This window comes from Microvirga roseola (assembly GCF_020866965.1).
Classification (GTDB): Bacteria; Pseudomonadota; Alphaproteobacteria; order Rhizobiales; family Beijerinckiaceae; genus Microvirga; species Microvirga roseola.
On the sequence record NZ_JAJATX010000042.1, the window covers coordinates 14,105 to 35,869 of the forward strand.

At 65.0% G+C, this 21,765-nt stretch carries 27 protein-coding genes; 9 read left to right on the plus strand and 18 right to left on the minus strand.

What is annotated here, in order from left to right; genetic code table 11:
- Positions 1-4: 4 nt before the first annotated feature.
- Positions 5-1,963: a PhoX family protein gene (locus tag LG661_RS18310; protein WP_230533322.1), complete on the minus strand. Its 1,959-nt coding sequence runs from the start codon at positions 1,961-1,963 to the stop codon at positions 5-7.
- A gap of 121 nt (positions 1,964-2,084) precedes the next feature.
- Here LG661_RS18310 and LG661_RS18315 point away from each other — a divergent pair, with 121 nt between their 5' ends.
- Together LG661_RS18315 and LG661_RS18320 are read left to right on the plus strand one after the other, a co-directional pair.
- A complete protein-coding gene (locus LG661_RS18315; protein WP_230533323.1) occupies positions 2,085-2,342 on the plus strand; it encodes a hypothetical protein in 258 nt (85 codons plus the stop codon).
- Between the two features lie 150 nt (positions 2,343-2,492).
- Positions 2,493-2,924 carry an RNA polymerase sigma factor region1.1 domain-containing protein gene (locus tag LG661_RS18320; protein ID WP_230533324.1) on the plus strand — a complete coding sequence of 144 codons (432 nt, stop codon included), beginning with the start codon at positions 2,493-2,495 and terminating at the stop codon, positions 2,922-2,924.
- 27 nt (positions 2,925-2,951) lie between these two features.
- Here the strand turns inward: LG661_RS18320 and LG661_RS18325 are convergent, their stop codons facing one another.
- Together LG661_RS18325 and LG661_RS18330 are read right to left on the minus strand one after the other, a co-directional pair.
- The gene (locus tag LG661_RS18325; protein WP_230533325.1) at positions 2,952-4,031 is read right to left on the minus strand and encodes a DUF882 domain-containing protein; all 1,080 of its coding nucleotides are present in this window, start codon (positions 4,029-4,031) and stop codon (positions 2,952-2,954) included.
- A 195-nt stretch (positions 4,032-4,226) separates the two neighbouring features.
- Positions 4,227-4,946 carry a L,D-transpeptidase gene (locus tag LG661_RS18330; protein WP_230533348.1) on the minus strand — a complete coding sequence of 240 codons (720 nt, stop codon included), beginning with the start codon at positions 4,944-4,946 and terminating at the stop codon, positions 4,227-4,229.
- A 147-nt stretch (positions 4,947-5,093) separates the two neighbouring features.
- Between LG661_RS18330 and LG661_RS18335 the strand changes: the two genes are divergently transcribed.
- Positions 5,094-5,555 (plus strand): DUF2726 domain-containing protein, encoded by a 462-nt coding sequence (locus tag LG661_RS18335; RefSeq protein WP_230533326.1) that lies wholly within the window; start codon positions 5,094-5,096, stop codon positions 5,553-5,555.
- Here LG661_RS18335 and LG661_RS18340 read toward each other — a convergent pair.
- From LG661_RS18340 to LG661_RS18360, 5 genes are all read right to left on the minus strand, one after another.
- Positions 5,547-6,563 carry a ribonuclease Z gene (locus tag LG661_RS18340; RefSeq protein ID WP_230533327.1) on the minus strand — a complete coding sequence of 339 codons (1,017 nt, stop codon included), beginning with the start codon at positions 6,561-6,563 and terminating at the stop codon, positions 5,547-5,549. The two genes, LG661_RS18335 and LG661_RS18340, sit on opposite strands and share 9 nt — an antisense overlap.
- A 47-nt stretch (positions 6,564-6,610) precedes the next feature.
- On the minus strand, positions 6,611-7,099 hold the full coding sequence (locus LG661_RS18345) for a DUF411 domain-containing protein (protein ID WP_230533349.1): 489 nt from the start codon (positions 7,097-7,099) through the stop codon (positions 6,611-6,613).
- A gap of 66 nt (positions 7,100-7,165) precedes the next feature.
- Positions 7,166-7,462 carry a hypothetical protein gene (locus tag LG661_RS18350; RefSeq protein WP_230533328.1) on the minus strand — a complete coding sequence of 99 codons (297 nt, stop codon included), beginning with the start codon at positions 7,460-7,462 and terminating at the stop codon, positions 7,166-7,168.
- A 99-nt stretch (positions 7,463-7,561) separates the two neighbouring features.
- On the minus strand, positions 7,562-7,951 hold the full coding sequence (gene copM / locus LG661_RS18355; protein WP_230533329.1) for a CopM family metallochaperone: 390 nt from the start codon (positions 7,949-7,951) through the stop codon (positions 7,562-7,564).
- Positions 7,952-7,980: 29 nt separating this feature from the next.
- Complete coding sequence (locus tag LG661_RS18360; RefSeq protein WP_230533330.1) at positions 7,981-8,481, minus strand: DUF4396 domain-containing protein; 501 nt, start codon at positions 8,479-8,481, stop codon at positions 7,981-7,983.
- Between the two features lie 430 nt (positions 8,482-8,911).
- Here LG661_RS18360 and LG661_RS18365 point away from each other — a divergent pair, with 430 nt between their 5' ends.
- Positions 8,912-9,817 carry an MYG1 family protein gene (locus LG661_RS18365; RefSeq protein WP_230533331.1) on the plus strand — a complete coding sequence of 302 codons (906 nt, stop codon included), beginning with the start codon at positions 8,912-8,914 and terminating at the stop codon, positions 9,815-9,817.
- 14 nt (positions 9,818-9,831) lie between these two features.
- Positions 9,832-11,004, plus strand: coding sequence for a formate-dependent phosphoribosylglycinamide formyltransferase (gene purT, locus LG661_RS18370; protein WP_230533332.1), 1,173 nt, complete (start codon positions 9,832-9,834; stop codon positions 11,002-11,004).
- Here the strand turns inward: purT and LG661_RS18375 are convergent.
- Together LG661_RS18375 and LG661_RS18380 are read right to left on the minus strand one after the other, a co-directional pair.
- Positions 10,992-12,095: an SDR family oxidoreductase gene (locus LG661_RS18375; RefSeq protein WP_230533333.1), complete on the minus strand. Its 1,104-nt coding sequence runs from the start codon at positions 12,093-12,095 to the stop codon at positions 10,992-10,994. The two genes, purT and LG661_RS18375, sit on opposite strands and share 13 nt — an antisense overlap.
- 54 nt (positions 12,096-12,149) lie before the next feature.
- Positions 12,150-12,947: a hypothetical protein gene (locus LG661_RS18380; protein ID WP_230533334.1), complete on the minus strand. Its 798-nt coding sequence runs from the start codon at positions 12,945-12,947 to the stop codon at positions 12,150-12,152.
- A 165-nt stretch (positions 12,948-13,112) separates the two neighbouring features.
- On the opposite strand from LG661_RS18380, the gene LG661_RS18385 reads away from it, so the two are divergent.
- The 3 genes from LG661_RS18385 to LG661_RS18395 are packed head-to-tail and all read left to right on the plus strand — an operon-like array spanning position 13,113 to position 15,309.
- Positions 13,113-13,925, plus strand: a complete 813-nt coding sequence (locus LG661_RS18385) for a TrkA C-terminal domain-containing protein (protein WP_230533335.1) — start codon at positions 13,113-13,115, stop codon at positions 13,923-13,925.
- A gap of 29 nt (positions 13,926-13,954) precedes the next feature.
- Positions 13,955-14,929 (plus strand): Vgb family protein, encoded by a 975-nt coding sequence (locus tag LG661_RS18390; protein WP_230533336.1) that lies wholly within the window; start codon positions 13,955-13,957, stop codon positions 14,927-14,929.
- Positions 14,926-15,309, plus strand: coding sequence for a c-type cytochrome (locus tag LG661_RS18395; protein WP_230533337.1), 384 nt, complete (start codon positions 14,926-14,928; stop codon positions 15,307-15,309). The genes LG661_RS18390 and LG661_RS18395 overlap by 4 nt, the downstream gene beginning before the upstream one ends.
- On the opposite strand, the gene LG661_RS18400 is transcribed toward LG661_RS18395, so the two are convergent.
- The 5 genes from LG661_RS18400 to LG661_RS18420 are packed head-to-tail and all read right to left on the minus strand — an operon-like array spanning position 15,306 to position 18,929.
- Positions 15,306-16,226: a pseudouridine-5'-phosphate glycosidase gene (locus tag LG661_RS18400; RefSeq protein ID WP_230533338.1), complete on the minus strand. Its 921-nt coding sequence runs from the start codon at positions 16,224-16,226 to the stop codon at positions 15,306-15,308. The two genes, LG661_RS18395 and LG661_RS18400, sit on opposite strands and share 4 nt — an antisense overlap.
- A 29-nt stretch (positions 16,227-16,255) precedes the next feature.
- Positions 16,256-17,164 carry a carbohydrate kinase family protein gene (locus tag LG661_RS18405; protein WP_230533339.1) on the minus strand — a complete coding sequence of 303 codons (909 nt, stop codon included), beginning with the start codon at positions 17,162-17,164 and terminating at the stop codon, positions 16,256-16,258.
- Between the two features lie 57 nt (positions 17,165-17,221).
- Positions 17,222-18,004, minus strand: coding sequence for a sulfite exporter TauE/SafE family protein (locus tag LG661_RS18410; protein ID WP_230533340.1), 783 nt, complete (start codon positions 18,002-18,004; stop codon positions 17,222-17,224).
- A 29-nt stretch (positions 18,005-18,033) separates the two neighbouring features.
- Positions 18,034-18,588: a rhodanese family protein gene (locus tag LG661_RS18415; protein ID WP_230533341.1), complete on the minus strand. Its 555-nt coding sequence runs from the start codon at positions 18,586-18,588 to the stop codon at positions 18,034-18,036.
- A gap of 23 nt (positions 18,589-18,611) precedes the next feature.
- On the minus strand, positions 18,612-18,929 hold the full coding sequence (locus LG661_RS18420) for an ArsR/SmtB family transcription factor (protein ID WP_230533342.1): 318 nt from the start codon (positions 18,927-18,929) through the stop codon (positions 18,612-18,614).
- Positions 18,930-19,026: 97 nt separating this feature from the next.
- On the opposite strand from LG661_RS18420, the gene LG661_RS18425 reads away from it, so the two are divergent.
- On the plus strand, positions 19,027-19,914 hold the full coding sequence (locus tag LG661_RS18425) for an MBL fold metallo-hydrolase (protein ID WP_230533343.1): 888 nt from the start codon (positions 19,027-19,029) through the stop codon (positions 19,912-19,914).
- A gap of 86 nt (positions 19,915-20,000) precedes the next feature.
- On the opposite strand, the gene LG661_RS18430 is transcribed toward LG661_RS18425, so the two are convergent.
- From LG661_RS18430 to LG661_RS18440, 3 genes are all read right to left on the minus strand, one after another.
- Entirely contained in the window at positions 20,001-20,291 is a 291-nt protein-coding gene (locus tag LG661_RS18430; RefSeq protein ID WP_230533344.1) for a hypothetical protein, read from the minus strand.
- A 129-nt stretch (positions 20,292-20,420) separates the two neighbouring features.
- Complete coding sequence (locus LG661_RS18435; RefSeq protein WP_230533345.1) at positions 20,421-21,125, minus strand: glutathione S-transferase N-terminal domain-containing protein; 705 nt, start codon at positions 21,123-21,125, stop codon at positions 20,421-20,423.
- A gap of 102 nt (positions 21,126-21,227) precedes the next feature.
- A complete protein-coding gene (locus LG661_RS18440; protein ID WP_230533346.1) occupies positions 21,228-21,659 on the minus strand; it encodes a hypothetical protein in 432 nt (143 codons plus the stop codon).
- Positions 21,660-21,765: the final 106 nt, after the last annotated feature.

Below are 21,765 nucleotides of genomic sequence, written 5' to 3' on the forward strand. Positions count from 1 at the left end.
TCGATTAGGCGATCTTGCCGCCCCCCTGCTTTGTGATGACGAGCACGGAGGGACGGGTCGGCATGTCGTCCTTGAAGTCCGGCCAACGGGTAGCCGGGTTCTCGAAGGTTGAGTTATCCTCCTCGGCCGGGTGCTGCACCGCAAGGAACAGCGACTCGTCGTTGGGCGTGAAGCAGGGACCGCACATCTCGCCGCCGACAGGTACGCGGAAGAAGTGCTTGGACGTGCCGCGCAGCTCGCCCTCGGTCTCGAGCGCCCATAGGCCGTCAGCCCGTCCCGTCGCCTCGGCGCTGTTGCCGTCGGTGGAGATCCACAGGCGGCCCTGGCTGTCGATGGCGCAGTTGTCGGGCATACCGAACCAGCCGTCCTTCGTCGTCTCGGACGAGAAGGTCGCGCCGACTGCAGCCACGGAGGGATCGCCGCACTTCACCAGGACTTCCCAAGTGAAGTCGGTGGAGGCGTGGTCGCCGCCTTCCGGCATCATCTCGACGATATGGCCGAAGGCATTCTTGGCGCGCGGGTTCGCCGCATCGACCTGTTCCTCCGTGCGGCGGGTGTTGTTCGTCAGCATGACATAGACGCGGTTCGTCGCCGGGTTAGCCTCGATGTCCTCAGGGCGGTCCATCTTGGTCGCGCCGACGAGGTCGGCCGCGCGGCGGGTCTCGATCAGCACATCGGCTTGGCTCTTGAAGCCGTTGGCTTCGGTCAGCGGACCCTGGCCGTGAACTAGCGGAATCCAGGTTCCCTTGCCGTCGGCATTGTACTTGGCGACGTAAAGGGTGCCCTCGTCTAGCAGGCCGAAATTGGCGGCGCGGTTCTGCTTGTCGACCTTACCTGCGGTGACGAACTTGTAGACATAGTCGAAACGCTCGTCGTCGCCGAGATAGACCACGTAGCGGCCGTCCTTGTTCTCGATGCCCGCAGCGCCTTCGTGCTTGGTGCGGCCAAGCGCCGTGCGCTTCTTCGGAACGAAGTTCGGATCGAAGGGATCGATCTCGACGACCCAGCCGAAGCGGTTCGGCTCGTTCGGCTCCTTGGCGAGGTCGAACCGGTCATGATACTTGCCCCACGCATAGGCCGGCTTGCCGATGCCGTAGCGCTTGTAGTTCACCGTCTCGGCATGGTTCTCGGGAAGCTTGCCCCAGAAATAACCGTTGAAGTTCTCCTCGCAGCTCAGCCAGGTGCCCCAGGGGGTCACGCCACCGGCGCAGTTGTTGATCATGCCGCGGACCTTCTGGCCGCTGGTATCGGCGGAGGTCTTCATCCGCTCGTGACCGGCGGCGGGGCCGGTGATCTCCATCTGGGTGTCGGCGGTGATGCGGCGGTTGTACTTGGAGTCCTTGACGACCTGCCACTTGCCATTGACCCGCCTGATCTCGACGACGGCGCCGCCGTGGGCCGCAATCTCGATATCGACCAGATTCTTGGTCATCTTCGAGAAATTGACATCCTTGCTATTCTGGACGCCCACGCCCGGGAACATCAGCTCCTCGTTCGTGTACTCGTGGTTGGCGACCAGGAGGCCGTGATCGCTCGACCCATCAAGCGGGATGAAGCCGATATAATCAGTGTTGTAGCCGAACTGACGAGCCTGCTTCTCGGCAGTCTGGTTCATCGGATCGAATTCAGGCGCATCGGGGAACAGCGGATCGCCCCAGCGCAGAAGCACCTGGGCATCATAGCCCTCGGCCACATGATGGGTCCCGTCGACGCCGGCCTCGATCTCCTTGAAATCGAAGGAGGTCGCCAGCGGCTTCTTGGCGGGATTTTCGCTCTGCGCGAGCGCCCGGCTGCCAACGGTCGCGGAGATAGCAGCGACCGCGAGGGATCCCCTCAGGAGATCGCGCCGGTTGAAGCGGGTCGCGATGATCTCGCCCATGGTGAGGTTTTGCGTGGGGTTGTTTCCGACATCCCCCGAATCTTCCAGCTCGCTCGCGCGAAGACGCCCCTTGTGCTCGTCCATTTTCCGATCCTCCATGTGTCGGGACGGAAGCGATTTAGAACCGTTCAATGTAAGCTTGGTGACAGTCGGCGTCCTCTGAATGCCTCAGGACATCCCGAGACGGATCGTGTATGGAGGAGCGATGAGCAACGATACTTCCGAAATCCGCGGGCAACTATCCGATGAGTGGCAGAAGCTCGCCATAGAATTGATCAAGAAGGGCATTTCGCCTGAAACGGTGTTCGATTCGATGCTGACCGTAGGGCTGGCAGGGCAGGTCGAGGTCTACGGCAAGGATGCGGCTGCGACCAAGCTTATGGCCATCGCGGAGCAGTTGTCCGATCAGGTCAGACGGGAGAAGGAGGCACTGCGCGAAGCCTCCAGCGCCACGAAAAATTGAGCGGCTCTCTCGCCCGGAGCTGTCTTAAAATGCAAATCGAGGCTCTTCAGGAGTGCAACGCCTCGGGAGATTGCTGCGTTAGTCCGGATGAAACATCCGAGGCGGCTCCGGCTGCTTCTTTCCCGGAAGACGTGATGAGGTGGTGCCTCCATGCAGTCGGCGCTCGATAGGAATACACTAGACCGCTTGATCGCCGTTGGGCGAAAGCAAGGCCATCTGACCACCGAGGACCTACGAACGGGTCTGCCGGTCGAGTCCATGAGCGCCGAGGAGATTGCGCTCATTGTGGCGCATCTGGAAGAAACCGGCGTTCCCGTCGAACTCGAGGACCGCCTCATCTTTCCGGAGCCGAATCCAAGGCCCGTACCGCCGGGCGGCGCTCAGATCATTCCATTCCCCGCAGAGCGCTCAGTTCGTGCAAGGAGCCTGACGAAGCCTGCGCCGCTCAAGGTCGCCCCGCCGTCCTTCGAGCCTCTACCGTCCGAGCTGCAGCCAAAATCCGGCACTCACTGGATCGCTGCGGTCGTAGGATTGTTCGTCTTCGCTCTGCTGGTGTGCCTCGGCGTCGCATTGTCCATCTGAGCGCGCATCGGACAGTAGCGGCTACCGCTAAAGCGCGACCTGGGCCTGCTCGACGGCTGGTACCGGCTTGACCGCCGGTCCGGTGAAGCGTTCGGTGCTCAGCTCCTCCTGGAGCTGAGCTGCGAATGAACCGAGGGAAGCGCTTCGCGGATCGAAAAGTGCCTTGACGGCGGCCTTCTGGTCCAGCCACAGGACGGGCTGCGGCATGGAGGCGACCTGTTTCGATGCGGGGGCTGCGACGGAGGTCTGCACTGGCGCCGGTGGCAACGGACTTTCGGCCTCCATCCTGAGGTCCTCGGGCCGCCTAGGGGGAAGGGGCGGAAGAATGGGGACCCGCTCAAGCTCTTCCGCAGGCGCCGCATAGGCGAGCACCTTCGGAGCCTCAGCTTCAGGATTCATCTGCTGCGCCGGAGCGCCGCGACTGAAGAGCTTGGCGACGATGCCGCCAATGGACCCGCCTCCGGCGGAGGCCTGGGTGGCAAGGGAGGCATTCCTGGTCATGATCTCGGCCTTCGCCTGCTCGTAGCCAGGCAGGGGCCTGCCGTTGGAAGGCAAATGAAGGGTCTTGCCGTCCGGGAAAAGGCGCGCGAGCTGTTCCTGCGACATGCGCGGCCAGGCGCGGACGCTGCCCGTGTCCACATGAACGAAAGCGGAAGACGGATAGTAGCCGACGCCACCATACTGCATCTTCATGGCGATGGCGCGGAGTTGCCCCGTATCAACGTCGGGCAGGCGGATATCCATGGCCTTGCCCTGCATGTGCTGGCTGTTCTCGGCTACGCCTTTCGACCGGCGACGCAGCGCCCCGTTCGTTTGGGGCGAGCGATAGGCGGAGATGATGTGGATCGGCTGCCGGGAGCCGGATTCCCGGTAGACCTCCCAGATGATGTCGAAGAGGCGCGGATCCATCTTGGCTGGTTCGTTCGTGCGCCAGTCGCGCAGGAACCAGTTCAGCTGCTTCAGGGCCTGATCGTCGTACTGGCCGTTCCGCCGAAAGGTAACGGTCGTGCTTTCGCTGGTGTGGGTATGAAAGAAGGACAGGCTGCGTGTTTCGCCATTGGCGACAGCATCCTGCGTACCTGCCGTCGCTGCCAGCAAGAGCGCCATGGCAGCGCTCAGGCAGAAAGCCGCTCTGGTGATCTTCCTGCCGGCCTGGCGGTACAATCCAGGCCCAGGCCTGAGCTTGCATCCGCCAAGCAGCCGTTCGGATCGGGTGTTGGTTCCCCGCATATTCCCTTGCATCCCGCGTCCCAAGGGCCTGTGTGGCGGCGAACCATGGCGAAAATAGGCGCAGGTGCTGCCTTATTCTTGCCCGGGAGGCGTACTCAGACTGGAGAGGCTATGCGGTTGCGCCTGCGATCCGGGAGAGAGGACAACCACCTTCGTGCCAAGCGGCGTGTGCTCGTAGAGGTCCATCACGTCTTGGTTGATCATCCGAATGCAGCCGGAGGAAACACTGGTGCCGATGGTCCAGGGCTCGAACGTCCCATGGATACGATATAAAGTGTCTTTATTGCCCTGGTAGAGATAGAGCGCGCGTGCCCCGAGTGGATTGCCGGGGCCGCCGGGCATGCCGGGACCGCTCTGCAACTCGCTCATCATGCTCATGAGTTTGGGCTCGCGGCCCAGCATTTCCTTGGGTGGATACCAGTCTGGCCATTCCTGCTTGTTCTTGATGGTCGCCGCTCCGGACCAGCCAAAGCCGGCGCGTCCTACGCCGACACCATAGCGCACCGCCATGCCGTCGCGCAGAACGAGGTAGAGATAACGCGTTTGCGGATCGACCACGATCGTGCCGGGCGCTTCGCTCGTCTCGTAGCGGACGACCCGCCGCAGATAAGCCGGGTTGATCTGGGTGAGATCGACGGGGGGAACCGGATAGAGATCGTCCATGGGGCCGTACATGGCCTCAAAGACGGAGCGGGACCCGTCGGTCTGGGCCCGGCTTCCGTACAGGGGCAGGCCTGATCCGATGGTTGTGGCGGATAATCCAAGTAAGAGGGCACGGCGGTTGAGGTCCATCTCGCTTCCTCCGGAGCAGTCGAAACTCGACAGTAAATAGACGCGGGAGAGACCGCCTGGTTTCATCGCACCAGCCATGCCGATGGACGGGGCCAGAAAATTCATGCATCCACGGCCCTCCTTCGGAATGGATGGGAAGAGCATTCGGTGACAGGGGGTATTTCGTGGTCATGGGCGGCGGCATGCCTGCTGCTCATCGGGCTTCTCGTCCTCGCGCTTGTCTGGGCGCGCCGCCCGCGCTACCGCTCGCAGCCGGTCATGACCGCCAACGAGCGCGAGTTCTATCAGCGCCTCCGGTCCGCCTTTCCGGATTGTGAAATCTGGCCGCAGGTCCCGATCCTGGCACTCGTGCGCCCCGACGCGAAAGAGAACAGCCGCGCCTTCTGGCTCGCCTTCCGGCAGATCTCGAATGCCCGCGTGGACTGGGTCATCGCCGAGGACACGGAGGTGATCGCGGTCATTGAACTCGACGACCGCTCCCATGATGCGAGAAAGGATGCCAGGCGCGACCAGATCCTGGCCTCGTGCGGCTACCAGGTTATCCGGTTCCATTCCGGCCGCAGGCCCGATCCGCAGCAGATCCGGGAGGCGGTGTTCCGCTCACGATAAGACGGTGATGTCCGAGGGTTCGTTCTCGCAGAATCTCTCGAGTACCTCCCGCCTGAGCGCCTCCGGATCAGCGAAGTAGCGGGCCGAATGATGGAAAGGCGTCACGTGCCGGGCTCCGGCTTGGCGGGCGATGGCTCCGGCCTCCCAGGCCGTGAGATGGTGCGAGGCGACGGCGAGATGACGATCGCTTTCCAGAAAGACGGCCTCGATGAAGAGTTGGTCCGCTCCCCGGGCGAGCCGGACGATCCTGGCGCGATTGTCCGCGTGAGGGGCGGCATCGGTCACGTACGCGACCACCTGGCCCGGCGCGACACGGAACGCCTTGCCCCTGAGTTCGCCCAGCAGGATCGTGCGGCCCTCGGGAAGGGCGATGACCCAGTCATCCGGCATCCCGAGGCGCACGGCGCGCTTGGCGTCGTTGAGCCAAGGACCTGGGGACAGGCCCATCTCGCTCAGGACGCCGCGCCACACATTCACCTGCAGGACCTCCCGAAGCGCAAAGGCGAGGGAGGGAATGCCATGATCGAGCGCGACTGCCTCGATGCAGAACTCGTCCTCTGCCCATGCAATCCCCTCCGGAAAGGAAGGCGGCTTCACATCACGACGGGCAAAGGCCTGCCGCGCATGGAATTCCGCTGCCCTCGTCAGATGCCAGCCGTCGTATTCCATGGCGCAGAGGCGGAAATCCACTGAGTTCTCGTCGAGCAGGTTCCAGGTGAAGCTGCGGATCCGGTGCTCAATCCGCTCGCTGAAACCAGGTGGTCCGATGAGCGTCAGCGGGGAGGGCCTGTGGAGACAGAGGCGGAACAGCCGGTCGAACCCCGCCATGTGATCCACATGGGTGTGGGAGACAAAGACATGGCTGACCCGCAGCAATTCGCGCGAGGAGAGGGGAGCGAGGTCGCCCAGATCGAAAAGAATTGCCCGGCGGCCGAACCGGAAATCGAGATAGACGCCGGGATCGTCGATGGGGCCATTGACGAGGCGGGGTTGAACGAGCCAACTCATCGCAGGGCCAACGGCCTCGCCTGCCGGCTGTTCCCGGCGAGCCGGACTCAGATGGCCCGGCTTCCCGTGTAGCGAGCGAAAGTGCGCTGGCCCTCGGGACCGAAGAGCATCACCTCATATGTATCGGGCTCGACACCCGCGACATCCATGCCGGGCGAGCCCACCGGCATGCCGGGCACTGCAAGACCCTTCGCCTTCGGCTTCTCGGCCAAAAGCCGCTTGATGGAATCCGCCGGAACATGGCCCTCGATGACGTAGCCGCCGATCTCGGCCGTGTGACAGGAGGCCAGCGCCTGGGGCACGCCGAAGCGGGCTTTCACGCGGTTCATCTCAGGCGACTCGACCACATCGACGGGGAAACCGGCCGCGCGGATATGATCCACCCATGCGCTGCAGCAGCCGCAATTCGGGTCCTTGGTCACGATCATCTTCGGCAGGGTGTCTGCGGCTCTAGCGGACGCGACGCATATTGCTGCGGAGGTTGCGCCAAGGCCTGCGATAAGGCTGCGTCGGCTGAGCGTCCTACGAAACTGCATCATGTCTCCTCTTGAGGGCGAGGAGGGAGCGGCTTTCGCCGCTCCCCTGGCCGGCAGCTCGCTGCCTCAGCCCTCTTCCTCTTCATCCGGTTCGTTCACATCCACGAGGAACATGATGTAGGGACCCTCGTCCTCTTCTTCATCCTCGTCGTCGTCGAAATCCGCATCCTCGAACTCGGAGATTTCGTCCTCCGTCGCCTGCCGGACATTCAGGCTCGCGAAGCCGTCCCACAGGGGAGCGCCATCGCTCTCGAGAGACTTGAGGTCCTCCTTGAAATCGTCACTCATGAAGAGTTCACGAGCCTCGTCCTCCTCGGCATTCGTGATGGCAACCGGCTTGTCGCTGATCGTAAGCGTGAACATGGCTTCTCCTTCTCGTTTCCCGCAACGGCTACCCATTAACGCGCAACCTGCCGGATCGAAACAGGCCAAGTCCGCATATCGCTGCCTGGACGGCAGCCATTATTGGAGTGCGCCCCTCTTTCTGAGCCATTCCTTCATTTCGGCGATCTCCCGCTCCTGTTCGCGAACGACATCGGCCGCCCACTTGCGGACCTGCTCGTCCTTGGAATGTTCCAAGGCCACGCGAGCCATGTCGATGGCGCCCTGATGGTGGGGAATCATGCCGCGCACGAAATCGATATCCGCATCGCCGCTGAACTTGATGTCCATATCGCGGTGCATTCTGGCATTCGCGTCGCGATAGGCCTTGGTCGCTGCTGAATCGGGCATCTGGGGGGCAGCGGCAGGCGCCGAGTGCCCGGAATGCCCCCCATGATGCGCGCCCTGCGCGAGGGCCGCCGCCGGGAGGGTCGCGAGCGCTGCGACCAGGGCAAGAGTAGGGGTTTTCATTGAACTCTCCTGAAAGGTGAAAAGGTGGCTTAATGACCGTGGAAAGCGTGGATCACGGCATGTCCCCGTCCTCGCGCGATCAGCCAGCGATTGACGGGGAAAGCAAACGCGCCTGCCACCAGTAGGGCAACGATGAGGCTGCCCCAAAAGTGAATGCTCGCGAGGCCCGCGCTCATCGCGCCCGGGATCGCCAGCATCAGCAGGTTGTCCACAATCTCCATGATGGTGATCGAGGCCGTATCGGATGCAAGTGCGAGGCCTAGAGCGGTCCCGAAGGGCAAGCCGCTCCGCAGCAGGGGCACCATGGTGAGGCCGTACCCAAAAACGAAGGCGAGCGCGACAGCCAGGGCAATCGTCGGGCCACTGCCCCAGCCCATGGCTGTGCCGATGACCATTCCCAGCACCTCGCCTATGGCGCAGCCGGTGAGGCAGTGCACCGTAGCGCTGAAGGCCAGACGGTTCAGGCCAGGAGCCTCATGGGCGGCGGAATGATGGCTGTGACCGGAGTGGACATGAGCGGGGAGGGCCATGGCCAGTCTCCTATTTGACCGGAAGCGAGAGTGGTCGAGCGGGGTGCCCGGCTGCCTGCAGGGCGCTCAGCAGTGGCGCCTCACCCTCGGTCGAAGTCACAGTGATCTCCCGCCTCTCCAGATCCCCCTCGACGTGAGCCTGAGGGTCGAGGCCCTGAACGGCAGGGGGTCACCGCTCCGAGGCAGCCGCCGCACTTCATTCCTGGGACATGAAACGATGCATGATGAGGACCTCTCTTTCTTGAAGGTCCTCACGGTTTAGACCTTCCCATCATGGCAAGGTCAAGCCGGCTGATGCCTGCCCCAACATCTGTCGTGATTTTTCAAAGCGGCTATCCTGCAGGCGAGCAATGCGGCTATATGCTCTCGCCCGCTGCAATGCTGGCGGGGGCAGTGTTTCAAGTGCGTATCGCCGGCAGGAACGGAAATCATGAAGGTCATCACCCATAGCGGGACATTCCACGCCGACGATGTCTTCGCCTTCGTCGTCCTGCGCGCAGCTTTCAGCGACTTCGAGTTTGTCCGCACCCGCGATACCGCCGCGATTGCCGCAGCCGATCTCGTCTTTGACGTGGGCGGGATCTATGAGCCCGGCAAGGGCCGCTACGATCACCACATGCGGGATCTCCCGCGCCGGGCGGACGGCACCCCCTACAGCTCGGTCGGACTGATCTGGCGCGACTTCGGCAGGAAAGCCCTGCCTGGGCTGATCCCAGGGATCGAGGACGGGGCGCTGGACCCAGTGTGGCAGGACATCGATTCGGGCTTCATCCTCTCCATCGATCAGGCCGATAACGGCGTTGCGCCCGTGAGCCCCGGTCACCTGGCGCTCCTCATCGAAGCCTTCAACCCGACCTGGAACAGCAGGCAGTCCTACGACGAGGCATTCCTCGAGGCGGCGGACCTTGCTCGCGGCATCCTGGTGCGCGCCTGTCAGCAGTCCCATGCGGAATCGCAAGCCATGGCTCTCGTGCTCGATGCAGTGAGGAGCGCCTCTGACCCGCGAATCCTCGTGCTTGACCGGAAGCTGCCTTGGGAGAAAGCGGTCTACGAATGCGGTTTGAATGAGCTGCTCTTCGTGATCTATCCCAACGAGGACAGGACCTCCTGGTACTGCCGGACCGTTCCGCCCGAACCCGGCTCATTCGACCAGAGGCTGTCATTGCCGGAAAGCTGGCGCGGATTGCAGGACGAGGTGTTCTCGAATGCCGCCGGAATCGAGGATGGCGTGTTCTGCCATCCGAGCGGGTTCATCGGTGGAGCCCGCTCTCAGGCATCCGCCATCAGTCTTGCCGAACAGGCCATCGCGGCCGTCGGGTCGGGCAAAGCTATCTGACGAAAGGCATCGACGTGTTTACTGCCAGACTTCTCCTCCTCGGATCGGGCGAGCTCGGCAAGGAGTTCGTGATCTCGGCCAAGCGCTACGGGTGCCATGTGGTGGCCTGTGATTCCTACGCCGATGCGCCCGCTATGCAGGTGGCGGACAAGTCCGAGGTGTTTTCCATGCTCGATGCCGATGCCTTGAGGCGCGCCATCGAGAAACACCGGCCCGACTACATCATCCCCGAGATTGAGGCGATCCGGACCGAGGTGCTGCAGGAATTCGAGGACAAGGGCTTCACGGTCGTCCCGTCCGCCCGCGCGGCTTCACTGACCATGAACCGGGATCGCATCCGGGAGCTCGCCGCGACCGAACTCGGCCTTCGCACCTCCCGCTACCGCTATGCGGAGAGCCTGGAGGAGGTGAAGGCGGCCGTCGCGCATACGGGCCTGCCGTGCGTGATCAAGCCGGTCATGTCCTCCTCTGGCAAAGGGCAGAGCACCGTCCGGTCCTCCGATCAACTGGAGCAGGCCTGGAACGAGGCCGTGGCGAACATGCGTGGCGACCGCCGGAAGGTCATCGTCGAGGAGTTCGTGGCCTTTGAATACGAGATCACTCTCCTGACGATCCGTTCGCGCGAGGGCGTCTCCTTCTGCGAGCCCATCGGCCACCGCCAGGAACGTGGCGATTACCAGGAGTCCTGGCAGCCGACTCCCATGACGGCCAAGCTTCTGGACGACGCCAGGGGCATGGCGCGCAAGGTCGTGGATAATCTTGGAGGCTACGGCATCTTCGGTGTGGAGTTCTTCGTCACTCACGACGAGGTGATCTTCTCCGAACTCTCGCCGCGCCCCCATGATACGGGTCTGGTCACCCTCCTGTCACAAAACCTTTCCGAGTTCGACCTCCATGCCCGCGCCGTTCTGGGGCTCCCGGTTCCCCATGCTCGGCTCAACGGTCCGACCGCATCGGCCGTGATCCTCGCCGATCGCGAAGCCTCCAATTTCTCCATCGAAGGTCTGGCGGAGGCCCTGGCGCTCAGCTCTGGTGAAGGAGATGTTGAGGTCCGCATCTTCGGCAAGCCCACGACCCGCAAGCACCGCCGCATGGGTGTGGCGCTCGCCTCGGGCGCTACGGTCGAAGGGGCGCGCGAGCTGGCACGCCAAGCCGCCGAGCGGGTGCAGATCGACTATCCCGATTGATTGGAGGTCGACGACGACGGCGTCTCGCTTCGGGGACGACGCACCGTCCGCCGGGGTCGAGGCTGCACGGAGCGCGGCCTCAGGACCTGCATGGCGACGAGGCCTGCGCCGGCCAACGCCCCCAGGGCCATTCCGGGAAGGGCGCTGAGGGGATTGAGCTGGGCTTCGAGGAACAGGCTCGTCTTGCGCGACCCGCCCGGAAGGGATGAACGTTCGATCCCGTCCTCCCGCGGCTCGTAGAGGTTGTCACGCCGCTCGCGGCGACCGGGATCGTCGCTTTCCTGGGATATGCGCCCGCCCATCTCCATCACGTAGTCAGTCAGGCGCGGCGCGATGGTCCCCATCGCGGAGATCGCCCAGCCGCCGAATCCGATGACGATGTCGCGCCGATCGTTCTCGCAGGCGAAGACCATTGCTCTGGCGACCAGCTCGGGATCGTAGGACGGCGGCGGGTTCTTTGTGCCGGGGGAGCCGAGATAGGAGCGGGCATGCTCCATATAGGGCGTATCGATGGCGGACGGCTTGATGAGCGTCACCGAAATCGGTGCCCGGTCCTCCTCCAGCTCCATCCGCAATGCATCGGTCAGACCCTTCACGGCATGCTTCGAGGCAGAGTAGGGGCCCTGGAGGATATCAGCGCGGTCGCTCAGGACGCTTCCCGTGTTGATGATCTTGCCGCCGCCGCGCTGACGGAGATGCTTCGCCGCCACCAGGCAGCCGTTCAGGACACCGAAGTAATTGGTCTCGAAAAGCCGCCTGTGATCCTCGATGGGGATTTCTTCGACCGTCCCGTAGATCGCGACGCCGGCATTGTTGATCCAGGTGTCGAAGCCGCCGAACGTCTCCACTGCCGCCGCGGTGACGCGCTCCATGTCCTCGAAGCTCGCGACATCCGCCGCAACAGGAATGGCCCTGGCACCCTTCTCGCTGCACTCGCGGGCAATCTCCTGCAGCGCGCTTTCATTGCGAGAGACCAGGACGAGCCTGGCGCCACGGTCCGCTAAGGCGCGGGCCGTGGCAAGACCTATTCCGCTGGATGCGCCGGTCAGGACCACGACCTGTTCTTGGACCGGCTTGAGGCGGATCATCATGGTGGCTCCCTGGGTGGAACCCGGTTCAACGCCGCCGTAATGGCAGGGTTCCGCCTAGCCTCGCGGACGGAAGGTCTGACCTTCCAGCAAGATGCAGGAGCCTTCGACCGGCTCAAGGGTGAACCCTTCGCCCGCTTCAACGAGACGGCACCTCATGGGGAAAGAGGCCTCGCCCGTGTTGCCCTGCGGATTCTGGAAGGTGACGATACCCTCGGCCATGGAGTACTGGCCGGTGACCTGCCTGCCGCCCTGGCTGTCCGTCATCTCGAAGGTGCCGCCCCGCGCCAGCGTCAGCACCACAGCGTCGCTGGCGAAGGGACGGCCCACATAGCGCTGGAGATCGGCGCCTGGCGCAGTCACCGCGCCAGTCCCGGCGGGTAGCTCCTGGGGCGCTGTCGCCACGGCCGGAGGCATGGTCATGGTTGCAGGTGGGGCGGCATTCGGCTCAGGGACCGGCTCGGTCGGAGGCGGTGCGGTCGTATTCGTACCAAGCGGTGTGGCTGCGGCCACGTCCGCAGGGGCCGGCTCCGCGGGCGGGGCTGCGACATCCGCAGGGGCGGGGGCCGCAGACGGAGCCGCGACATCCGCGGGAGCAGGCTCTGCGGCCGGGCTGGTGCCTTCGGGCGGAGGAACCACCACAACATCGGCCGGAGGCACAGTGGGCGTGTCAGTGACCGCTGGTGGACCGGCCACGGTTTCGGCCGGAGGTGTTACTGGGGCGGGAGGCGTGACCGGTGGAGCTTCTGCCACCGTCGGTTCAGTGGGCTGCTGCGCAACCTCGTCATCTCCGCAGGCGGCAAGGCCAAAGACAACAAAGGGCGCAACGGCTAAAAGCTTGAACTGTGACATCATCCACCTCTCCTGTCGTTCCGGTTCGAAAGAGCGCTAGGCCAACGCACCGCAGCGCGACTTGTTCTATCAGCGGCAAGCAGAGCCGTTTGTCCTGGGCCGAAAGCGGAACCTTGCCGCGTCCGGAGCCTTTCAAACTCTGGCTTCACGATGGAGGTGAGCGCCCGCATGGTAGCCGTCGCAACGCTGATCCTGGTTCTGCTTCTGTCCCTGATTATCGTCAGGATCGCGGCCGAGGCCCTGATCCTCACCGGGCTGTCGCGAGAGACGGCCCGTTTCCAGGCGCGCTCGGCCTGGACTGGCACGGGTTTCACCACGACGGAATCCGAGCAGGTCGTTGGTCATCCGGTCAGGCGGCGGATCATCAGCACGCTCATGTTCCTGCGCAGCGCCGGTCTCGTGACGGCCGCCTCGACCCTGATGCTGTCCTTCGTCAGTGTCGAGGAACGCGAGGAAGGCTGGTCCCGGCTGCTGGTCCTGATCGGGGGAGTGGCTGCCGTCTGGTTCATCGCCCGGAGTCGTTGGATCGGCTACTGGATGTCGCGAGCGATTGCACGGGCCCTCAAACGCTACACCGATCTCGATACCCGCGACTATGCGGGGCTGCTCCATCTGGCAGGCGAGTACGCGATCATGGAGCTGAAAGTGAGGGAGGGCAGCTGGCTTTCCGACCGGAAGCTGCAGGATCTGCGCCTGCCCGAGGAGGGCGTCCTCGTCCTGGGCGTTGCCCGCGCGGACGGCCTTTACGAGGGCGCTCCCCGAGGCGATACGCGCATCCAACCCGCCGATACCCTCGTACTCTACGGGCGGTCCCCCGCGCTGGCGCAGCTTGGCCGCCGGAGGGCGGGCGATGAGGGGGAGGTCGAGCGCAAGATAGCGGTCGAGGTCGAGCGCGATATCGAGGCGTCGCCCAATGCTGATCGCGGCTCTTTGATTGACTCCGAGCTTGCTCACTCCAAAGGCGACACAAACGTTCGGTAAGGTTCAAGCGACAATCGGGAGGACTGTCCATGACCTCGTTTCTCCGCTCGCTTGCCTTTGCTGCGGCGGCTCTCGCCGTCACCTCCGCATCCTCGTTCGCCCAGGACAGGCAGGTGTACCAGGTGCCTGAGGGCTCGCGCCCCCATGATGTTGCGCCGGCTCCGGACGGCAAGGTCTGGTACACGGCCCAGCGAAAGGGAGCGCTCGGCATCCTCGACCCGCAGACCGGAGAGGTGCGAGAGGTGGCGCTCGGGCCGAAATCTGCGCCCCACGGCGTGATCCAGGGGCCGGACGGGGCTGCCTGGATTACCGATGGCGGGCAGAACGCCATTGTCCGATACAACCCGAAGACCGAGGACGTGAAGGTCTGGCCGTTGCCGGAAGAGACCGGCTACACCAATCTGAATACCGGAGCCTTCGACGGAGACGGCATCCACTGGTTCACCGGGCAAAACGGAATCTATGGCCGTCTCGATCCTGAAACCGGCGACATGCGGGTCTTCGAAGCGCCCGAGGGGCGAGGGCCTTACGGCATCGCGTCGACCCCTGAAGGCGACGTCTATTACGTGTCGCTCGCCGGCAGCTATCTCGCGAAGACCGATACCGAAACCGGCGAGGCGCAGGTGATCGAGCCGCCGACACCCAACCAGGGCGCGCGGAGGGTCTGGTCCGACAGCCAGGGGCGTCTCTGGATTTCCGAATGGAACTCGGGCCAGCTCTCCCCGTACGATCCGCAAAGCGAGACCTGGGAAGCCTGGAGGCTGCCGGGCGACAATCCCAAGGCCTATGCGGTCTATGTGGACGAGCGCGATGTGGTGTGGGTGTCCGATTTCGGGGGCGACGCCGTTCATGCCTTCGACCCGGAGACGGAGACCTTCAGGACGTTCCCGGCCTCGCAGACGGGCGGAAACGTTCGCCAGATTCTCGGTCGTCCAGGAGAGGTCTGGCTGCCGGAATCCGGCATCGACCGGCTCGTCGTGATCCGCACCGGCGCGAGCCGGTGAGCTCCCTGCCTCGCGTCTTGGCTGCGGCCCTCCTGCTCGGAGCCCCGCTCCCGGCCGTCGCAGGCGATGCTGCGCGGGGCGAGCGGGTCTTTCAGTACTGCTATTCCTGCCACTCGGTGCAACCCGGCGAGACGAACCTGCAGGGTCCGAATCTCGCCGGGATTCTCGGCCGTCCCATCGCAGCGCAGGAGGGGTTCGACTACTCGCCCGCCATGCAGGCCTTCGCAGCCCGCGAGGAAGTTTGGTCGCAGGAGCTGCTCGACCGCTTCATTGCTGCGCCCGAGGAGGTCGTGCCGAGAACCTCGATGGACTGGCGCGGTCTCGATGACGCGTCCGAGCGGGCGGATCTCATCGCCTATTTGCGCGCGGCATCGCCTTAGCGCAGCGACGTTGCAACTTGTGCGGCGAGGGCCGCGTTGTTCTTGACGAGGGCGATGTTGGTCGCAAGGCTCCGCCCGCCGGTCAGCTCGAACAGATAGGAGAGCAGGAAGGGCGTGACCGCCTTGCCTGCGATGCCGCGTGTCTTCGCCTGTGCGATAGCCGTCTCGATGAAAGTCCTCATCTCGCTTGCCGGAATTTCATCGGCTTGCGGGACGGGATTGGCGACGAGGGTGCCGCCGCCGAGGCCGAGCGCCTCCTTCGTGCGGATGAGATCTGCAATCGCCTCCGGGCTGTCGAGCCTCAGGGGAACAGACAGCTCGCTCGTGCGGCTCCAGAATGCAGGGAACCTGTCCGTGCCGTATCCCACCACCGGCACGCCGCGGGTTTCGAGATATTCGAGGGTGCGCGGCAGGTCGAGAACGGCCTTGGCTCCGGCGCAGATGACCGCGACGGGCGTGCGCGCGAGTTCGTCGAGATCGGCCGAGATGTCCATGGTCTCCTCGACGCCCTGGTGAACGCCGCCGATGCCGCCGGTCGCGAACACCCGGATGCCTGCGAGATGCGCACAGATCATGGTGGCGGCGACCGTCGTGGCTCCGTGGCGTTTCGACGAGACCGCATAGGGCAGGTCGGCGCGGCTGAGCTTCATCACGTCCGTGGCTGTGCCGAGCCATTCCAGCTCATCGGGCGAGAGGCCGATCTTGATGCGTCCGCCGATCACCGCAATCGTCGCCGGCATGGCTCCGTTCTCCCGCACCACAGCCTCCACCTCGCGCGCCGTCGCAACGTTCTGCGGGTAGGGCATGCCGTGGGTGATGATGGTGGACTCGAGCGCCACGACTGCACCGCTCCGGTCGAGGGTCTCACGCACCTCGGGTGCGATGTCGAGGGGAGAGGCGAGGGCGGTCTGGCTCATGGGGGACTCCGGTGAATGGTGGACAGCTATCAGGCGAGCAGGGCCCGGTCCAGCAAGGCGGGCGACAGGTCCGGACGGACACTCTGCCGGCTCTGCAATGTCAGCGCCGCGGCGGCGGTTCCGGTCCGTGCCGCCTCCTCGAGGCTGCGGCCTTGCAACTGGGCGGCGAGGGTGGCGGCGATCAGCGCATCGCCCGCACCGGTCGCATCCACGATCTCCGTCTTGACCGCCTCGATCTTCACCGCGCCCGAGGGAGCCGCCGCGATCAGCCCGGCAGGGCCGAGGGTGAGGACAACGCTGGCGGCGCCATGATCGAGGAGGGCTTCCACCGCCTCGATGGACGGAATGCCGGGGCTGTCGAGAAAAGCCCGCGCCTCGTCCAGGTTCAGGAAGAGCGTGCCGATGCCGGTCAGGTCGCGCGGGAGGCGCATCACCTTCGGGGCCGAGACCGCATCGATGGCCAGGGGCAGCGATTGTCGGCGGCAGAGGACGATGAGTTCGCGCAGGGTCTCCGCCGGCAGGTTGCAGTCGGCGAATAGGGAGCCCTGCGAGAGACCGGGCCAGACCTCGCTCAGGAGGGCAGGCGTCAATCCGTCGAAGATCGACATGTCGGCGAGCCCGAGAGCCAGTTCCCCGTCGGGATGAAGCACGGCCACGTATTCGGCCGTCGTCCGGTCCGCCGCCACCGCGACGCCGCGCGGGTCGATTCCGAGACTTTGAAGCGCCGCCAGGATTGCCCGGCCGTTCTCGTCATCGCCGACGATGGAGACGAGCGAGGTCTCCACGCCGAGGCGGGCGAGGTTCTCTGCCACGTTGCGGGCTACGCCGCCGAAGGAGCGCTCCGAAGCAACGGGGTTCGAGGTGCCTGGCCGGACAGGTTCGCTTGCGCGGTATTTGCGATCGACGGTCGCCCCGCCGATACAGACGATCCGGCTCATGTCCCTGCTCATGCGCTCACAGTTTTCGCATCGTGATTCTGTCTTGCAGCTCCGGGCTTACATGAGATTCAGGCTGCGGATGAGCATATAGATTGCGACCGCAACGATGAGAGCGGCGAAGACCGTATTGAGCGCTCCCTTGCGGGTGGACAGCACCTTGGCGGATCTTGTGCCGAGCAGTCCGCCCAGCACGCCGCCTGCAACGAACAGGGCGGCAAGCGGCCAGTCGATCAGCCCGGAGAGGGCATAATTGGCTGCCGTCGTCAGGCCGAAGGCCGTCACCGCAACGAGGGAGGAGCCGACGGCATAGAGGATCGGCATTCCGGTCGCCAGGATCAGACCGGGTACGATGAGAAAGCCGCCGCCGATGCCGAAGAAACCCGAGAGGGCTCCCGCTCCGAGGCCGGCTCCGACGAGCTTGAAAGCGTTGTCGCGACCGAGGCGAACGGAGGCCTCGCCTCCGCCGCTTCGTCCGCGCAGCATGAGCGCCCCGACCACGAGCATCAGCACGGCGAAGAGGGCGAGGAGCTTCTCGCCCTCCACCATCTTGCCGAGGCTCGAGCCCCCGAAGGCTCCGACCATGCCGGCAGCCGCGAAGACAAGGGCGCAGCGCCATTTCACGTGGCCGGCGCGAGCGTGGTTGAGGAGGTTCGCCGCGGCGTTGGCCGCCACCGCGACGGCGCTCGTGCCGATCGCCACATGGGGCGGAGAGACGCCGACGAGATAGACCAGCAGCGGCACGGCGAGAATGGAGCCGCCCCCGCCCACGAGGCCGAGCGAAAATCCGACCAGGGAGCCCGAGGCGAGCCCGAGAGCGCCTTGGACGAGGGACAGCACCATGTTTCTCTCCTCCGGTGATCGGCGAAGCCTTAGGCGGTCTGCACCGGCTTGGGCTGCAAATAGACCGCGCGGTTCCAGGGGGCCTGCTTCAGGATGCGGGCCATTCCGCAAAAGCCGGTGACGCCCGCCACCGTCAGGCCTGCGCCGACGAAAGCCGGCACGATGAAAAACCAGGGCGAGGCCAGGAGGCCGAGCATCGTGCCGAGGAACGCCATGCTGCCGGCCGCGATCTGCACCTGCCGCTGAAGTTCGAGCGGCTGGCGGCGGTCGGCCGCCACCGGCAGGCCGGCCTTCTTCCAGGCCTCGATGCCGCATTCGACGATGAAGGCTTCGCAGCCATTGTTCACCTTGCGTGCCAGCCGCTGCGCATGAGCTTGCGTGCGTGCGCCGCTGCGGCAGTGGAAGAGGACAGGCCGGCCCTCGTGGAGGGCGATCTCGGCCTCGTCCAGCTTGGAAACGGGCATCAGCCGCGTACCGGGGATCTTCTCGCGGGCATGTTCGTCGGCTTCGCGGATGTCGACGAGGATGGCGCCCTTGTCCAACAGGCGCTTGGCGTCGACGGGGGAGATTGAGGGAAGCGTCATGGTCGTTCTCCAGGTTCGGGTCATCAGGCCGTGCGGCAATACAGGCCGTGCAGGGTGGCGAAGAGCTGCTCGATCCGCGGATCGGCGATGCGGTACCAGAGCGTCTGGCTTTCGCGTCGGAACGTGACGAGACCCTCCTCGCGCATCTTGGCGAGATGCTGCGACAGGGCCGATTGCGACAGCCCCACCGCCTCGGCGAGCGTGGTCACGTTCGCCTCGCCCCATTCCACCAGCTTGCACAGGATTATCAGGCGCCGCTCGTTTGCGAGCGCCCGCAAGATGTCGGCGACCTCCTTGGCTTTTGTCTCGAAGGTGTCCGGATCGAAGATCGGCTGTGCCACCGGTTGCCCCTTTATTTAAGACACTGGTTATTTAGCATTTGCTAATATATGTTGTCAAGGACAGCGGCCAGTCAGGCCGAACAGGAGGTTTGAAACCATGTCAGGCCAACCCATCATCCAGGCGTTCTTCGACGAGCCCACCAACACGGTCAGCTATCTGGTCGCCGATCCGGCGACGAAGAAGGCGGCGATCATCGACCCGGTCTTCGACTACGACCACAACTCGGGCACGGTGGATACGCGCTCGGTCGAGGTGATGCTGAAGGCGGCGGCGGAGGCGGGCTACACGATCGAATGGGCGCTCGAGACCCATGCCCATGCGGACCACCTCCCCGGCGCGCCCTACATCAAGGCGAAGACCGGTGCGAAGATCGGCATCGGCGAGCACATCAAGGACGTGCAGCGCATCTTCCGCCCGATCTTCAACGCCACCGATCTCGACACGGAAGGCCGCGACTTCGACCGTCTGTTCAAGGACGGCGAGCGCTTCACGATCGGCGTATTGGACGTGGAGGTCCTGCACACGCCCGGCCATACGCCGGCCGACATCTCCTACAAGGTCGAGGATGCGGTCTTCGTGGGCGACACGATGTTCATGCCCGATTTCGGCACCGCCCGCGCCGATTTCTCCGGCGGGGATGCGCATAAGCTCTTCCGCTCGATCAAGCGGCTCATGGCCCTGCCGCCCGAGGCCCGGCTGTTCATGTGCCACGACTACAAGGCGCCGGGCCGCGACAGCTATGCGTGGGAGACCACGGGCGCGGAGCAGCGGGAGCGCAACGTCCATGCGCGGGAGGGGGTGACGGAGGAGGAGTTCGTCGCCATGCGCCACAGGCGCGACGCGACGCTTGCGGCGCCGCGGCTGCTGCTGCCCTCGATCCAGACCAACATTCGGGCGGGCAGGTTCCCGCCGGCCCAGGCGAACGGGGTCCGCTACCTCATGATCCCGGTGAAGATGAAGGGCGGCGCTGAGGCCGTCGTGTGAAGGGCGGGACCGACCGCGCCGGGCATGGCGCGGTCGGTTGTGCTTGTTTCGAGGTCGGTCCGGCGAAGCCGCGGCCGGTCCCGTCGTTATTGAGGCGTGGTGTATTGAGGCGTGGTGTCCGGATACGTCTCGGGAGCGGTCACCTGAGACCCGCTCGCATCCGGCGCCGGCCGCGGCAGACGCCTCTCGACGGAGCCCGTTGTCGCCGGAGCGGCCATGGCGTCCGACGGATGCGGGCCCGGCGTGATCGGGTTGGCCTCGGGCCAGCGCTGCTCCGGACCCGGGACGGGCGGAGGGCTCGGCTTCGTCTGGGCAATGGCGCCTGCGGTGCTGAAGGCGAAGGCCAGCGCTGCGGCGCCGAGAATCGTGCGTTTCATCGAACGTCTCCTCGATGTCTGCGGACGCGCCGGGTGGCGGCGCGCCCTTCCATAGGGAGCCAATGCCTCCCTTGCAGACAGGTTGCCGGGCCTCGCAGGGACGTGATGACGCCCGCTCCGGGAGCCGCATCAGGGCCGCTTGGGGATCTCCAGGCCGCGCTGCACGGCAGGCCGCGCAAGGCCGCGTTCCAGCCAGGCGGGGACATTCTTCAGCGTCTCGTATTCCACGAGTTCGCCCGCGCCGTAGAAGCCCACGATGTTGCGCACCCAGCCGAGCAGGGAGATGTCGGCGATGGTGTATTCGCCGCCCATGATCCAGTCGCGGCCGGAAAGCCGCGTCTCCAGCACGCCGAGCAGGCGCTTGGATTCGGCGCGGTAGCGCTCGAGCGGGCGCTTGTCCTCGATCTCGCGGCCGGCGAATTTGTGGAAATAGCCGAGCTGGCCGAACATTGGCCCCACCGCCGCCATCTGGAAGAACACCCACTGGATGGTCTCGTAGCGCCGCGCCGGATCGGCGGGCAGGAGCTTGCCGGTCTTCTCCGCGAGATAGAGCAGGATCGCGCCGGATTCGAACAGGCCGAAGGGCTTTCCGCCCGGCCCGTCGGGGTCGATGACCGCCGGGATCTTGCCGTTGGGATTGAGCGACAGGAATTCCTCCGTCCAGGTCTCGTTCTGCCCGATATTGATGGTGTGCGGCTCGTAAGGAAGCCCCGTCTCCTCCAGCATGATCGAGACCTTCACGCCGTTCGGCGTCGGCAGGGAATAGAGCTGCAGCCGGTCGGGATGCTGCGCGGGCCAGCGGCGGACGATGGGGTAGGCGGAGAGGTCGGCCATGAAGAAACTCCTGATGAGTCGCGGGTGTGCGCAGGCGAGCACGGGACGGGCTGGGAGGCAACGGCAAACAAGGCGAACGCCTCCGGCCCCGCCTTCCGGGCCTTACCGTCCCCGTCGGCGCGGCGCTCCCCTGCGGTCGCCGCCGGAGAGGGCGATGGCGGGATGGCCTTCCGGCAGCTTCAGGGGCGGGCCCCCGAGCTCCTGCTCGAGCTGCGCGGCGACCTCGAAGATGCCCTGCTCGTTCATCAGCCGGCTCGCCACCCAGACCCGGAACAGCAGCCGGTTCAGGCGATCCCGGTCGGCCCGGTAGCAGGGCGGGCCGTCGCTGCCCTGGCAGTGCCGGGTGCGGCGGCACTCGGCCACCGGGCAATGCTGCGGCACGCCCGCCGCGTCGAAGACCCGGGCGAAAAAGGCGCGCCGGTAGGGCGGCAGGTCGAAGGGATAATCCGGCCGCACGAAATCCGGCACGTCGACGGCCTCCGGGTCGTCGCCGGGGAGGATCGCGGGGTCCTGAAGCAGGTCGTAGAGAAACATGCGAGCCAATCCGATCTGATGAAACGAGTTTTGGGAGAAAGGGCAGGGGAGAGCGTCTTCACGCCGGGTTTTGGCGGAAGGGCTGTCGGTCCGGTCCTGGCTTTGT